Consider the following 15,858-nt stretch of genomic DNA (forward strand, 5'->3'; position numbering starts at 1 on the left):
AGTCAAGAGTGCGCCATCTCTGGCAATCTAGACGCAATAATCGCGATTAAGTAACAGGGACATACCTAACAAACATGAAAAGTGCCAACAATATGACCAAATACAGCCTACGCTCTTGGGTTCTGGTACTTGCGTTAGCACCCACTATTGTCGTGGGTATTCTACTTGGAAGTTATTTCACGATAAACCGCTTTTATGAATTGGAACAAACCTTAATTGAAAAAGGCAGTAACATTGTCGAACCGTTAGCGATTGCCAGTGAATTTGGCATTATTAATCAAGACCGTGAATCAACTAAACTTTTACTCGCCGCTTCACAGATAAACAATGCATCCCTGATCCTCTCCATCGCTGTTTTTGATGCCAAAAACCAACTCTTTGTGACATCGCACTATCATAAAGATTTTGAAACCATGCGTTATAAGCAACCTTTGGCTAACTTGGTTGGAACAGAGCATGAAACCATTGGCGATACCTTAGTCATTCGAGTGCCAATAATATCTCATACTGGCTTAGAACTAAAACCGGTTGCCAACATCAATCGCCAGAATGACACTAATACCGATAATGCCTCGGCAAACAATGGCATGATTGCGCCGATTTACAACAACCAACAAGAAAAAATACTCGGCTATATTTCGGTATTATTAAACAAAGAAAACGCTCTGCTTGAACAGCATAGAGCAGCAATAGCCGCATTTATTATCGTGTTGATTGGCGTACAGTTTAACTTATTTTTCACTTTCCGTTTAGTCAAATACGTTAACTACCCCATTACCGAAATGGTGCGAGTGGTTGCCAAAATTCGTGAAGGTAAACTCGATACTCGCCTTGAAGGAAATCTGATTGGCGAGCTCGATCTGCTTAAACGGGGTATCAATGCAATGGCAGGATCATTGTCTGAATATCACGATGAAATGCAGCAAAACATTGATCAAGCAACCTCAGATTTACGCGAAACACTTGAACAAATTGAAATTCAGAACGTAGAACTCGATATAGCTAAGAAACGAGCGCTTGAAGCAAGCCGGATAAAATCAGAGTTTTTAGCTAACATGTCGCATGAGCTTCGTACCCCACTTAATGGTGTCATAGGTTTTGCAAGACAGCTGTTAAAAACGCCATTGCATACCAGCCAGCTCGACTACATTAAAACTATTGAACGCAGTGCCAGTAATTTATTAGGGATTATCAATGACATTCTCGACTTCTCAAAACTAGAAGCCGGCAAAATGGTATTAGAGAAAATGCCATTTGCATTGCGTGAAACCCTTACCGAAACCTTGACCATTATTGCCGGAAGCGCCCAAGAAAAAGGCCTAGAATTAGTCATTGATATCGATGCCAATGTTCCTGAAAGCGTCAGTGGTGATGCCATGAGAGTGAGTCAAATTATTACCAACTTAGTCGGTAACGCCATCAAATTTACCGACAAAGGCAGTGTGATACTCAAAATCCACTTAGTGGGTCAGGACGACGATAATATTACCTTACGCTGCGAAGTTATTGATACCGGCATTGGCATTGATGAAAGTCAGCAAGAGTATCTATTTCAGGCATTTGGCCAGGCAGACTCATCGATTTCTCGCCGCTTTGGTGGCACTGGATTAGGTTTAGTCATTACCAAACGCTTAATTAACCAAATGGGCGGCCAAATAGGCTTTACCTCTGCGCCCGATAAAGGCTCAAACTTTTGGTTTATTTTACCACTGGGGATCAGTCAATTTGAGATTGGTGAAGTGCTGCCGGTGGATGTATTGCAACATAAATCAGTATTATTGTATGAACCACGAGAATTAACTCGTGACACACTTAACCGTCGCTTAGTGTCATGGCAATTAATTATCACTAGTGTTGCCAATCCCGAAAACCTGACGTCGGTTTTGCAAAGTAAAAACAGCAAGTTTGATTACATCATCATTAGCTGTCATGGGTTTGCAGACAACGCAGCCTTTATCCATTTGTTACAACAAGCCAGACAGCATACTGACTGCCTTATTTTATTGCATGACTGTCTAGACCAAGACATGATAATCAATGTACTAAAAGTCAATGCAGATGTATTGCTCAACACTCCGGTTAGCGATTTTACCCTAGCACATCATTTAATCTATCCTCCAATGCCGTCAACCTTAGTGGCTTTACCAGAACAAATAAACCATGAGATCAGCAAACGCCAAAATGCATCCGTATTAGCCGTTGACGACAATATGGCCAACCTAAAGCTAATTGATACCCTACTCAAAGAGTTGGTCGATAATGTGGTCACAGTCAATAACGGCGCGGATGCGATAAAACAAGCAAACACACAAGTGTTTGACTTAATCTTTATGGATATTCAAATGCCAGGCACAGATGGCATTACCGCAACCAAACAAATTCGTTCAGGATCTCTCAATCGAAATACGCCGATTATTGCCGTTACTGCACATGCTATTGCAGAAGAACGTGAAAACATATTAGCCAGTGGTATGGATGGTTTCCTTCCCAAACCTATTGATGAACTGTCACTAAAAAGCGTTATCAGTCGATGGATAATTAAACCGCAATTCACCCATTTTGATACTCATGTGCTCAATTGGGATTTATGTTTAACCCAGGCCAATCAAAAAACAGATTTAGCATTAGACATGTTAAAGATGCTAGTTAACTCATTACCTGAAACCACCGCAACGATTAATGAGGCATTAATTGCAAAAAATGCCGAGGTACTTGTGCAAGCGGTGCATAAACTGCACGGCGCAACATGTTATTGCGGTGTACCTACGACACAAAAACTGTGCCGGGATATTGAGTCAGCATTAAAGCATAAAATTGCCATTGATGACTTAGAACCTGAAATACTAGAGTTACTTGATGAGTTAACTAAGGTAGAATCAGCAGCAAATCAAGTCATAAATCAGCTATCAGTGGATATACCCCATGACCAGTAAATCCGGTTTTTTCAAACGCCTAAAAGCGTTATCGTTACCTCAGAAGCAGCTTTTTGCTTTAGCATTGTGCCAACGAATGTTGCCTAACTACCAATTATTTTCTGAAGTGTGTGAATTTGGCCAACCGCAGGTGCTCAGTACAGCCTTAGAGTTACTGTGGCAAAGCCAGTATGACAAAAAACTTAAGTTCAATATTGACGTGCATTTACAACGCCTTGATGAAAATACTCCAGATCCTAGTGAATTTGAAGCCTATGGTGCTTACCCTGCCATGGATGCAGCAGTAGCCATTGCAACGCTAATGGGTGCTATAGACGGGAAAATTGAAGAAGATATTACTAATATTAGTAAGTTATCATCAAGCACTGTAGCAAATTACATTGAAGCAATTAGTGATGAATCATTAATGGATGAAGAACTTGATGAATTTGTATTTTCGCACCCAGTAATGGAAGAAGAAAAAGAACTACAAGGCATGTTACTCGACATTATCGAAGCTAACCCAGAAATCACCAGCGAACTGGTTAAAGGTTTACGTAAAGAGATTATCGAAGCCGGTGTGTCTAATATTGGCATTAGTCTATAGGGGCTGACTCCGATACTGCCAATAAACAACCAAGCCTGATGTTATTCAGGCTTTTTATTGAGTGTCACGCCATGAAATTTTTTATCACAGTTTCATTTTTATCCAGTCTGATGAAAAATCGATAATTAGACCTTAATCGTTAGTTATCTGGTGCGAGTAGGCTCTTTCTTCGGGTTGAAGGCGGTAAGTGCATTTTTACTGAACTTGAAATATTGTCATCAGCAAAAGTATTCCAGGTCAGTTTGAGCCAAAAAGTAAAAAATAAACACTCGTTTAACTTTAGCCTAATTGCATCCTCCTAGCAAAACGCAGTAAAGTGACCATATTGTCATTTTGTTAAGGAATTGCGTGGGATGTCCAGTATTCTTACCCCGCTAATCGCTGTATTTATCATTATGCTGCTTGGCAGTATTGTACAAAAATTGAGATTTTTGCCAGCCGACACCGATCTGATCCTCAATCAATTTGTCTACTACATTGCCTTTCCGGCAATTTTACTGATTGTATTAGCTGAAACACGCATTGAAGACATTATTCAATGGGGCTTTATTGGTGGCTTTAGTTTGGCGATGATCATTACCTATGCATTGGTGATTGCTGTGTCATTGTGGCGCAAACCTAAGCAGCAAGCCGTTGCGGCAATGCGCGCCTTAAATGCCACCTTTGGCAATACTGCATTTATTGGTATTCCATTACTGAGCTTGTTATTCCCAGGTAACAAGATCGCCTTAGTTGCCGCTGCCATTGCCAGCTTACTGTCGGTGTTTATGTTTGCCTTTGCATTGGTCTCTATTGAACTGGCCAGCCGTGACAAAAAATCCACTGATCATGCTATCGTCATCATGGCGAATGCACTATGCAAAAATCCGATTGTACTGGGCAGCGTCATTGGTATCAGCCTATCGGCATTGCATATTACCTTACCAGAGAGTCTGGCATTAGTACTGCATCAAATAGGCAATACCTCAAGCCCTTGTGCACTATTTGCCATCGGAATGGTACTTGCTAAAGCGTTACGACATCAATCGTTCGCAAAAATGTTCAGTCTCGGACTTATAATAGAACTCAGTTTCATTAACTTACTCAAGTTATTTGTTCAGCCCTTGATTGCCTTTGGATTACTCAAATTCTTTGGCGTAGAGCATCAACTACTGATTATGGGAGTACTTTTAGCAGCCTTACCAACGGCAGCAAGCGTATATCTATTGGCTGAACGATACCAAATTAATGCCAATGGAAGTGCTCAAGGGATTTTATATGGCACATTAATCACCTTTATCAGTTTGCCTATAATAGAAACACTTTTAAAATCCATTGCTTAATGTTCAACCGACTCTCGACGATAAAATAGTCAATAATAATTTTACCTCAACCACTTTACTGTATATAAAATCAGTATATACTGTTTATCAATACAGTGGTTTGGTCGTTTATTGACAGGAATTCATTATGCTTTGCCAACTCAGCATCAATAATTTTGCTATCGTGCGTTTTTTAGAACTCGATTTTAAAGCCGGTATGACAAGCATCACCGGCGAAACTGGTGCAGGTAAATCGATTGCAATCGATGCACTTGGGTTATGTCTTGGTAATCGTAGTGATGCCAATACTGTCAGACCTGGCGCCAGCAAAACCGAAGTGAGTGCAAGGTTTACCCTTGTCGATGTGCCTTTAGCTAAACGTTGGCTTGAAGATAGCGATCTCGATGCTGAAGATGAATGTATATTGCGTCGAACCATTAGCAGTGATGGCCGCTCAAGAGCCTACATTAATGGTAATCCAGTTCCTGTGACGCAATTAAAAGCCATCGGCCAGTTATTGATTGGTATTCACGGCCAACATGCTCATCACGCTATGCTCAAAAGCGAACATCAATTAAACCTACTCGACAACTACGCTAATCACAGACTACTACTCGATAGTGTCAGTGCCAGCTACCAACGCTGCAAGCAAGTTGAAAACGAGCTGAAGGATCTTGAGCAAGCTCAGCATGAGCGTATTTCTCGTCAACAGTTACTCCAATATCAAGTTGAAGAGCTTAATGAATTCAACTTAGGCTTAGATGAGTTTGATGAAATAGAACAGGAACATAAACGCTTAGCCAATGGCACAGATCTAATTGAACGTTGCCAAGCGGGCTTGCATTTATTGACCGAAAATGATGATGCTAATATCGAATCACTACTCAATAAAGTGGCCACTATTGCTGATACGCTTCAAGGCTACGATGAATCACTTAGCCCGATTAGCACTATGATCAATGATGCATTAATTCAAGTACAAGAAAGCGCTAGCGAAATTGAGAGTTATTTAAGTAGTTTAGAGCTTGATCCTGAACATTTCGTCTATTTAGAAAAACGCCTATCAATGGCAATGCAATTGGCGCGCAAGCATCATGTGAGTGCTGACAAGCTAGCGCTACATCATCAAGCGCTTATGAGTGAATTAGCCGAACTTGCTGACGATGAAACTAAATTAGATGAAATAAGACAACAACTTGCAGACACCAGAAATGCTTATCTAACCAATGCACAAAAACTCAGCCAAAGCCGCAGCCGTTATGCCAAGGAATTAGATAAGTTAGTGACTCAATCTATTCATGAACTCAACATGCCTAAGGGTAAGTTTACCATTCAGATTAATCATAATCCGCACAACATTTCAGTTAATGGCTGCGATAACATTGAGTTTATGGTGACCACTAACCCAGGACAACCATTGCAACCGATCTCAAAAGTCGCCTCCGGCGGTGAGCTATCGCGCATTGGATTGGGGATTCAAGTGATCACGGCGAAAAAAGTTGCCACTCCAACATTAATATTTGATGAAGTTGATGTGGGTATTTCAGGTCCAACAGCCTCTGTCGTCGGACGCATGTTACGCAGTCTTGGCGAGTCGACCCAAGTGTTATGCGTCACCCATTTGCCGCAAGTTGCGGGTAATGGTCATCAGCACATGTTTGTGAATAAATTTAATAAAGGTGGCAACACAGAAACGACCATGCAGGCCTTGGATAAAGAGCAACGGGTGAATGAACTTGCACGCTTATTGGGTGGCGATGTCATAACCGAAAACACCTTAGCTAACGCCCGTGAACTATTGCAATAATCGTTACGCACTTATAAAAAGCAAATCAATATGTTAACGTAAAGTTAATATGGATTTACGGATAAATCATAATGATCAAAGTAATAAAGGGCTTGGGTGTTGTTGTCGGACTAATGTGCAGCTTACTAGTATTTATTGTTGTCTGTTTAGTGGCCATTAACGCCACAGACAGAACAAAGTCACCTAACACGCTTTTAGTTGAAACTTGGTTAAAACAACAATCGATTGACCCTGCCCAAAATGGTTTTGTATATTTGCAAGCTTTTAGCGGCACTATTGAGGATGTAACGGCTAAAGAAATGGCCACTACATTAAGTTTCAATGATGAAGAAAATCAACTATTAAGCGATTACAAAAAATCGTGTTATCAAACAGATGTAGCAAGCTGTAATGAATTTATTGAAAAAAATAACGATAGTATTTTACAAACAATTAAGGCACATAAAGCCAATATCACCCATTATAACAAGCTGATTGAAATGCCTTATTGGCAAGAAGATATTCAGTATTTAACACCTGAGAGTCTATTTAAATGGTTACCACTACTTAACTTACGAGCAATCAGTGAACTTAGCGTTTTAATCAACTTTGACGGGGCCCCTAAACTTAATGCTAATGAGGCCTTGTTAACATTTTTAACTACAGATGCTCAATTCTGGAATATGGTTTATCACTCATCTCGCTCTATAGTCAACCATATGATTGCCGTTAGCGTCATCAAATCTCAACTTAACTTTGCCAGCACTGTAGCTAAGACACTCGATAGCGCGTTTGTAAATAAAGTCACCACTTGGCAAACGCCATTCGAATTAACTAACAACGATTTTGAGAGAGTATTTTCTGGTGAATGGCAGTTTGCTCATAATGTCAGAGAACAAATGCTAATTGAAGTGCAGTCTGATGAAGTCGCCTTTTATGAAAAATGGCTAGCAGATGCTTTATACAAGCCCACAGACAGTGACAACCTTATGGCTGAGTATATTGTAAGCTTAGTAAAGGAACCGGTTTCAACGAGCTCTGCTCACACGGTCATAAAGCCTGATTACTGCTCTCTTGACAATTATATAAAGCAATTATGGATGTCACGCTACAACCCGATTGGTAAACTATTTAACTGCACAGTTTATGAAACAGATTATAAGCAACGATTAACTAATATCAATACAGAGTTAGAGCAATTGCGCACTAATCTACTTACCGGAACATCATCTTAATAAATTCACTTCGACTGATTTTATTAAATGCCGTTAGCGAAAAAGAGCACAAATGGGCTCTTTTTTGTTTTATAAATTTTTATATATAAAGTGCTTAACCTGAAATCGAGATAAAGATGAGGAGGTAATAAAAATGAACTTATTTTGCCATCTCGCGCGCTAAACTTATTATTTTAACAAGATTCGGCATCTTGCTACTGAATGCATCGATAACAAGCCTATCAACTCAGTGAGGAAAACAAAGGACTTTTTGATAGTCGTTTGTTATCCAAAATTCAGGTTACTTATAAATAATAAAGCGCAAGTTGCACCCCGATTAACGAAAATACACCCGCTAATACGTCATCAATCATTATCCCAAAACCACCATGCACTTTGGCATCGAGCCACCGGATAGGCCATGGTTTAACAATGTCGAAAAAGCGAAATAGTACAAAACCAAGTGCTAACCACATAAAACCTAAAGGCGCTGCAATCATGGTAATCATCAATCCAACAACTTCATCCCATACAATAGCACCATGATCGTGCACCCCCATGTCCTTAGCAGCTTTTCCACAAATATAGAATCCAGCAAGCATGCTAATACAGGTAATGATGAGGTAATGGGTTAAGCTTAATTGTTGCATCAAAAGCACTAAAGGTATCGCAGCTAAAGTACCAAAGGTACCCGGCGCTTTTGCTGCTTTACCACTGCCAAAGCCTAGTGCCAAAAAGTGTATTGGATGTGCTAATGACAGCTTTTTAACAAATTTATCTTGGGTTAATAGTCTCATAATATTCACATTAGAAATGTACAAAGCCACGTGAAATGAGGTTAAATTCCTGGCCATCATCGACTAATTTTAATTTATCACCAGCACAGATTTGACCAATTTTAACGAATTTCACCCCAGCATGGATCAAAGCAGTATTGATTGCACCACGCTGTGACTCAGGTACAGTAAATAACAGCTCATAATCTTCCCCGCCAGTTAATGCATAACTTAAAGCATCTTCACGGCTGAGGTTGGCTTTGATTGATTTTGATAACGGAATTTTATTTACATCGATTGTCGCTCCCACTTTCGATGCAGTTAACACATGACCAATATCGGATATTAAGCCATCAGATAAATCAATAGCACTTGTTGCAAGCGTTCGCAGTGCTTGACCAGCCAAGACTCGGGGTGTGGGGTAATAATGTCGATTAATCAGGTATTCTTTATCTTCAGTATTGACGCTTTGGGCACCTCTGAGAATATCAAGACCTAAGGCTGAGTCACCTAAAGTACCAGTGACATATATCCAATCGCCATTTTTGGCACCAGCACGAGTCAACGCAGTGCCTTTTATCACTTGGCCATTAATGGTGATACTGATGCTGCGCGGTCCCCGAGTCGTATCGCCGCCGATTAAGGCTATACCGTAGTATTCGGCAATCTCAAATAAGCCTTCACTAAAGCTGGCTAACCAGGGTTGATCAACGCTAGGTAGTGTGAGAGCTAAGGTAAACCAAGCTGGCTCCGCCCCCATAGCAGCAAGATCAGAAAGATTAACCGCTAACGATTTGTACCCTAAAGCATGGGCGGGGATGTCGGCTAAAAAATGAACCCCCTCAACGAGAGTATCACAAGAAATCGCAATGGATTTATTGTCTGCCGGATTCACTAACGCACAGTCATCGCCGATGCTTAATTCAACATCGCGCCTTTTTTGGCCTTTATTGCGGAAGTAATGTTCAATGAGTTGGAATTCTTTCACATTCAGTCTGGTACGGTAAACCGTCCACCTTAATTTTGAAACCATTAACAACAAATGAAAACGGTATCCGAAGATACCGTTCTGGTGTTACTTATGCTTCACTAACTTATCAAGCAAGCCGTTAACAAATTTGTGACTATCTTCAGCACCAAACGCTTTCGCTAACTCGATACCTTCGTTAATCGCCACTTTAAACGGCACATCTTTACGGAAGGTCAACTCGTAAGTTGCCAGACGCACAATGGCTTTTTCTACTGGTGACACTTCTTCAAAATTACGATCAAGATGCGGCTTTAATAGCTCATCAATTTGCGATGTTTTTGATGCTACACCAGTTAACAACTCACGAAAATAAGCGACATCAACACCGTCAGTGTTCTGTTCAGTTAAAAACTCATGTTCTACGTCAGCAACTTTGTTTTTACTTAACTGCCATGAATAAATGGCTTGAACGGCTAAACGGCGGGCCTTACGGCGCTCTGAAGGTTTCATACTTTTCCTACTATTACAGCTGTTGTTCTAGTTGTTGCAGTACATTAACCATTTCAAGCAAACTAAGGGCTGCTTCGCCACCTTTATTGCCTGCTTTAGTACCTGAGCGCTCAATAGCTTGCTCAATGGTATCTGTGGTTAATACACCAAATGAAACAGGAAGATCATACTCTAATGCAACTTGTGCAAGACCTTTATTACATTCACCAGCAACAAATTCAAAATGAGGTGTTCCGCCACGAATGACAGCACCTAATGCAATGATACCGTCAAACTTGCCACTTGCTGCAACACGCTTTGCGGCAAGGGGTAATTCAACTGCACCAGGGACGCGAACAACAGTAATGTTGTCGTCACTAACCTGGCCAAAACGCTTTAATGTGTCTATTGCACCATCAAGCAGACTTTCAACTAAAAAGCTATTGAATCGCGAGATCACGATCGCCACTTTGGCATTTTTCGCTTCGATATTACCTTGAACTACGTTCATTCTATCTTACCTAAATTAGCTAAAGCACCCGGCTCGGGGCAAAAAGAGGCGTTATAATATCACAGCCAAAAGCCCTGAGCGCTATGCAATTAATGAAATTGTTAAATTTACCACGAGCTAAAATTATTCAGCTATATAATCAGTCACTTCTAAACCGAAACCCGACAATGAATGGTAACGTTTTGGTGAGCTTAATAAGCGCATAGTCGTAACACCTAAACTCGACAGAATTTGCGAGCCTACGCCAACACGACGAGATGTTCCTTGCCACATTGCTGGCGCTGGAGATTGACCATTGTCTTCAGCTTCGAACGCTTTGACTTTGGCCAATAAGTTACTTGTATGTTCATCATTACCCAGCAACACTAAAACACCACCTTCTAAAGCAATCCTTTCCATGGCTTTTTCTAATGGCCAACTGCGCTTTTGATCACGTTCAGAATGCAGCAAATCATTGAAGGTGTTTTGTAAATGAACACGCACCAAACAATTTGATTTTACTTCATCTTTAATCAAGGCGTAATGTAATTGATTATCGATAGTGTCTCTAAAGGTCACCATAGTAAACTCACCAAAACGAGTAGGCAATTTACACTGAGCTTCGCGAACAACTGTGGTTTCGTTGGTATTACGGTACTCAATCAAGTCGGCAATAGTGCCTATTTTAATGCCATGTTTTTCACTGAATATTTCTAAATCCGGACAGCGAGCCATAGTGCCATCTTCGTTTAATATTTCAACTATCACGCCTGACGGTTCACATCCTGCTAAGCGCGCTAAATCGCAACCCGCTTCGGTATGGCCAGCACGAGTTAATACCCCGCCTTCTTGCGCCATCAATGGAAAAATATGTCCAGGTTGTACCAAATCAGAGGCTTTAGCATCTTTAGCAACGGCAGCTTGAACTGTTACAGCACGATCATGGGCTGAAATACCTGTGGTCACCCCAGTTGCTGCTTCAATTGAAACCGTAAAATTAGTTGAAAACTGGGCGTTATTGTTGGTCACCATTAAAGGTAAGTTAAGCTGCTGACAACGCTCTTTGGTCATGGTTTGGCAAATTAATCCGCGGCCATAAGTGGCCATGAAGTTGATTGCAGCTGGCGTCACTTTATCAGCGGCCATAATCAAATCGCCTTCATTCTCTCTGTCTTCATCATCCATCAAGATAACCATCTTGCCTTGACGAATATCTTCAATGATTTCTTCTATGCTATGTAGCGCCATTGTCAGACCTTTATTGATTAAGTATTCGATTTAAACCTTAGGCATTAAATCTGTTTATACCGTGTGTTTTTACACTTCGGGTACTGGGTACGAATGATATTTTACGGCAACAACTAACGCAAAAAACCTGATTTAGCGAGTAATTCCATGGTCACGCCCGATGAAGGCTGTGCATGGTGAGCTTCTGGTTGCATTAATCGTTCTAAATAACGGGCAATTAAATCCACTTCAATGTTAACGCTATCACCGACTTTCAAATGCACCAGCGTAGTTTCGCCCGCAGTATGAGGCACTATGGTTAATCTGAAGCGATGACCATCAACTTCATTGACGGTTAAACTAACACCGTCAATGGTAATCGAACCTTTGTGAGCGATGTAACGACTTAATTGCGCTGGTGTCGATAGCCAAAACTCAAGCGCTTTACCTCGATAAGCACATTGCTCTACTTTTGCGATGCCATCCACGTGGCCGCTGACCATGTGCCCACCCAACCTTGTGGTTGGCGTAACCGCTTTTTCAAGATTAACCTTTTGGCCGACTTGATAATGACTAAAACCGGTTAACGCGACAGTTTCAGCTGATATATCAGCAACATAACCATCACCTAAACGTTCAACAACCGTTAAACACACACCATTAGTCGCAATGCTGTCACCTAGCTTTACATCGGTTAAATCTAGCTTACCGCTAGCAACCGTTAAGCGAATATCGTCACCTTTTCGATCAATTTTACGTAATGTGCCAAGGGCTTCGATTATCCCAGTAAACATAATGACTCACTTTTTGCTTATAAACTTTGCTCTTGCTCGGGTTTTCGCCTAAGCACTCGCACATTAATACGATTGATTATATCTAAGGATATATCGCTTATCTTGTCCAATGCTACGCTCATCGATTAATTGCAACGACGGTGTTTGATCCATCGCACTGTAATCGGGTAGCTGCAACATATTACGTCCATGGCTGCCTAAAAGTTTAGCAGCCTGATAAAGCACTACTTCATCAGCGAGACCTTGAGCAACAAATGCGCCGGCTAACGTTGCCCCAGCTTCAACTAACACGCTATTGCTATGCTGACCTAAATACGTTAGCAAAGCTAACAAAGGGATTCTACCTGACGAGTCACACTCTAATTGCAGAAAATCAACGTGCTGTGGAAAGTCAATTTTGACCTTGTCAGAATATGCACAGCCTGAAACCAGTAAAATAGGACTTTGAATCGAAAATAACTGCTGGGCTGACGTTAATCTAGCTTGGCTATCAAGCACCACCCTTAAAGGCTGGAATATGTCTTCTTGCGTATGACAAGTGGTTAATTCACCGAGCGCTTCATAACGGACATTTAAGCTAGGGTCATCAACAAGAATAGTTTCAACCCCAGTGATTAATGCGCAATGCCTGGCTCGATACTTTTGCACATCTGCCCTGGCAGCGTCACCGGTAATCCACTTTGACACTCCATTCGACAGGGCTGTTTTACCGTCTAAACTGGCGGCTATTTTCACTGTCACCCAAGGCAAGCCAGTTTTCATCCGCTTCATGAAACCCAAATTTAGCGCATAAGCTTGCTCTGTCAGTAATCCGATATCAACTTGAATACCTGCATCACGTAACATGCTGATACCGCGGCCAGCAACCTGTGGATTGGCATCGGTAACAGCAATAACAACTCGAGCGACCTTGGCATTAATTAAGCCTAAAGCACAAGGTGGTGTACGGCCGTAATGGCTACACGGCTCAAGAGTGACATACGCGGTAGCATCTTGTGCCGAAAAGCCATTATCGCGAACCATTTTAAGCGCATTGACTTCGGCGTGGCCCTGGCCTGCACGCTGGTGATAACCTTCACCGATAATCTGACCATTGGCGACAATGACGCAACCGACACAAGGATTTGGCCGAGTGGTATAACGACCTTTCTCGGCGAGTGCTATCGCACGGCTCATCATTTGAGTGTCGAAGGTAGAAAAGTTAGCCATATTAGGTAGTCTCTTATTGCTCAGATGCCGTCATAAAAGGATGATATTTGTCGCCATTACTTTTGTAATTTGGCAATGGCCTCACCAAATTGTGATACATCTTCAAATGCTCGATAAACTGATGCAAAGCGGATATAAGCCACTTTATCAAGGTTCATCAACTGTTCCATCATAAGATTACCAATCATTTCAGAATTAACTTCGCGTTCGCCCGTTGCGCGCAGCGTTGATTTGATTTTAGTCAATGCTTGTTCAATTTCATCGATTGAAACAGGACGTTTTTCAACGGCACGCAGCATGCCGCCACGGAGCTTTTCTTCATCAAAGGGTTGACGAGTACCGTCACGTTTAATCACTCTGGGCATCACTAATTCTGCACCCTCAAAGGTAGTGAAACGCTCATGGCATTCGGTACATTCCCGGCGGCGACGAACTTGGTGACCATCAGCCACTAATCGAGAATCTATAACTTTGGTATCGGTCGCGCTACAAAAAGGGCAATGCATTGAGCCTCCTGCAGAAAAAAACAAAATGGCCGCTAACAATTAGCGGCCATTAAAGTTTATCCTATTTGTTGAACAAGGTTAACCTAAACCTTTTCAACAGGCATCAAGAGACGATTAACCGTATACAGGGAATCGAGCACATAATGCCAACACTTGACCTTTCACTCGTTCAGCCACTTCGGCGTTAGATGCATCATCAAGAATGTCACAAATCCAGCCGGTTAACTCTTTCGCTTCTGCTTCTTTAAAGCCACGACGAGTAATTGCCGGTGTTCCAATACGAACACCAGAGGTGACGAACGGTGAACGTGGATCATCAGGTACTGAGTTTTTGTTCACGGTAATGTTGGCATTGCCCAATGCAGCATCTGCTTCTTTACCCGTTAAATCACGACCAATTAAATCAACCAACATTAAATGGTTTTCTGTACCGCCAGAAACAATTTTGTAACCACGATCTAAAAACACACTTACCATAGCTTTAGCATTTTTAACAACTTGCTGTTGATATACTTTAAACTCTGGCTCTAATGCTTCTTTAAATGCAACCGCTTTACCGGCGATAACATGCATTAAAGGGCCACCTTGGCCACCAGGGAATACCGCTGAGTTCAACTTTTTATATAAGTCTTCATCATTAGCTGCAGAAATAATAATACCGCCACGTGGGCCAGCCAATGTTTTATGGGTTGTTGAGGTCACAACGTGTGCATGAGGCACAGGCGTTGGATAAACATCTGCAGCCACTAAGCCAGCAACGTGAGCCATATCAACAAGCAAATAAGCACCAACTTTATCAGCAATCTCACGCATTTTAGCCCAATCGACTATGCCTGAAAATGCCGAAAAACCGCCGATCATCATCTTAGGCTTGTGCTCAATAGCTAAGCGTTCCATTTCGTCATAGTCAATTTTACCTGACTCGTCGATGCCGTAAGGAATGATGTTGTAAAGCTTGCCGGAAAAGTTAACTGGTGAACCGTGAGTTAAGTGACCGCCGTGGGCTAAGTTCATACCTAATACAGTGTCACCTGGCTTTAATAGCGCCATAAATACCGCACTGTTAGCTTGTGAACCAGAATGAGGCTGCACGTTGGCATATGTGGCACCAAATAATTCTTTTGCGCGTTCAATCGCTAATGTTTCAACCACATCAACGTATTCGCACCCACCATAGTAACGCTTACCTGGATAACCTTCAGCATACTTGTTAGTTAACTGAGAACCTTGCGCTTCCATCACACGTGGACTGGTATAGTTTTCAGATGCAATCAATTCAATGTGTTCTTCTTGACGACAAGTTTCATCTTCAATGGCTTTAAATAATTCTGGATCATAATCCGCAATATTCATCGCTTTCTTCAACATGGTAGCTCCAACATCATTATCTATATAGTAGGGTTGCGGCGTATTCTACTCTGCAACGATAATGATTTACAGTATAAACAACATGAAATTCACTGTGTTCTGAATACAAAACGATTCATGTTTATGCCAATAGACTGGCAAATTTTAGATCTTATGTGGCCGAAAAAACACTCAGGAGCAAATCACACAATTGCCTGTTGAGTTCAGCC

At 41.5% G+C, this 15,858-nt stretch carries 14 protein-coding genes; 5 read left to right on the forward strand and 9 right to left on the reverse strand.

What is annotated here, in order from left to right; all coding sequences use genetic code 11:
* The first annotated feature begins 74 nt into the window (after positions 1–74).
* From barA to ACED29_RS01650, 5 genes are all read left to right on the forward strand, one after another.
* Positions 75–2,933, forward strand: a complete 2,859-nt coding sequence (gene barA, locus ACED29_RS01630) for a two-component sensor histidine kinase BarA (RefSeq protein ID WP_124017588.1) — start codon at positions 75–77, stop codon at positions 2,931–2,933.
* Complete coding sequence (locus ACED29_RS01635) at positions 2,923–3,519, forward strand: YjaG family protein (RefSeq protein WP_124017589.1); 597 nt, start codon at positions 2,923–2,925, stop codon at positions 3,517–3,519. The genes barA and ACED29_RS01635 overlap by 11 nt, the downstream gene beginning before the upstream one ends.
* Positions 3,520–3,872: 353 nt before the next feature.
* Entirely contained in the window at positions 3,873–4,841 is a 969-nt protein-coding gene (locus tag ACED29_RS01640) for an AEC family transporter (protein WP_124017590.1), read from the forward strand.
* Between the two features lie 127 nt (positions 4,842–4,968).
* Positions 4,969–6,627, forward strand: a complete 1,659-nt coding sequence (gene recN, locus ACED29_RS01645; protein ID WP_182697893.1) for a DNA repair protein RecN — start codon at positions 4,969–4,971, stop codon at positions 6,625–6,627.
* Positions 6,628–6,698: 71 nt separating this feature from the next.
* Positions 6,699–7,841, forward strand: coding sequence for a hypothetical protein (locus ACED29_RS01650; protein WP_371696829.1), 1,143 nt, complete (start codon positions 6,699–6,701; stop codon positions 7,839–7,841).
* A gap of 284 nt (positions 7,842–8,125) precedes the next feature.
* Here the strand turns inward: ACED29_RS01650 and ACED29_RS01655 are convergent, their stop codons facing one another.
* The 9 genes from ACED29_RS01655 to glyA all read right to left on the reverse strand — a co-directional run bounded on the left by ACED29_RS01655 (position 8,126) and on the right by glyA (position 15,649).
* A complete protein-coding gene (locus ACED29_RS01655; protein WP_371696830.1) occupies positions 8,126–8,617 on the reverse strand; it encodes a phosphatidylglycerophosphatase A in 492 nt (163 codons plus the stop codon).
* A 10-nt stretch (positions 8,618–8,627) separates the two neighbouring features.
* On the reverse strand, positions 8,628–9,584 hold the full coding sequence (gene thiL / locus ACED29_RS01660; protein WP_165870152.1) for a thiamine-phosphate kinase: 957 nt from the start codon (positions 9,582–9,584) through the stop codon (positions 8,628–8,630).
* A gap of 87 nt (positions 9,585–9,671) precedes the next feature.
* Positions 9,672–10,076: a transcription antitermination factor NusB gene (nusB, locus tag ACED29_RS01665; RefSeq protein WP_101085664.1), complete on the reverse strand. Its 405-nt coding sequence runs from the start codon at positions 10,074–10,076 to the stop codon at positions 9,672–9,674.
* A gap of 13 nt (positions 10,077–10,089) precedes the next feature.
* Positions 10,090–10,566: a 6,7-dimethyl-8-ribityllumazine synthase gene (ribE, locus tag ACED29_RS01670; RefSeq protein ID WP_011636512.1), complete on the reverse strand. Its 477-nt coding sequence runs from the start codon at positions 10,564–10,566 to the stop codon at positions 10,090–10,092.
* A 123-nt stretch (positions 10,567–10,689) separates the two neighbouring features.
* Positions 10,690–11,793: a bifunctional 3,4-dihydroxy-2-butanone-4-phosphate synthase/GTP cyclohydrolase II gene (gene ribBA, locus ACED29_RS01675; RefSeq protein ID WP_124017595.1), complete on the reverse strand. Its 1,104-nt coding sequence runs from the start codon at positions 11,791–11,793 to the stop codon at positions 10,690–10,692.
* 113 nt (positions 11,794–11,906) lie between these two features.
* Positions 11,907–12,566: a riboflavin synthase gene (locus tag ACED29_RS01680; protein ID WP_182697889.1), complete on the reverse strand. Its 660-nt coding sequence runs from the start codon at positions 12,564–12,566 to the stop codon at positions 11,907–11,909.
* 63 nt (positions 12,567–12,629) lie between these two features.
* Complete coding sequence (ribD, locus tag ACED29_RS01685; protein ID WP_182754867.1) at positions 12,630–13,775, reverse strand: bifunctional diaminohydroxyphosphoribosylaminopyrimidine deaminase/5-amino-6-(5-phosphoribosylamino)uracil reductase RibD; 1,146 nt, start codon at positions 13,773–13,775, stop codon at positions 12,630–12,632.
* A gap of 56 nt (positions 13,776–13,831) precedes the next feature.
* Positions 13,832–14,281: a transcriptional regulator NrdR gene (nrdR, locus tag ACED29_RS01690; protein WP_124017598.1), complete on the reverse strand. Its 450-nt coding sequence runs from the start codon at positions 14,279–14,281 to the stop codon at positions 13,832–13,834.
* 114 nt (positions 14,282–14,395) lie between these two features.
* Positions 14,396–15,649 (reverse strand): serine hydroxymethyltransferase, encoded by a 1,254-nt coding sequence (glyA, locus tag ACED29_RS01695; RefSeq protein ID WP_182697887.1) that lies wholly within the window; start codon positions 15,647–15,649, stop codon positions 14,396–14,398.
* Positions 15,650–15,858: the final 209 nt, after the last annotated feature.

Source organism: Shewanella sp. 5S214, assembly GCF_041439795.1.
Lineage (GTDB): Bacteria > Pseudomonadota > Gammaproteobacteria > Enterobacterales > Shewanellaceae > Shewanella > Shewanella vesiculosa.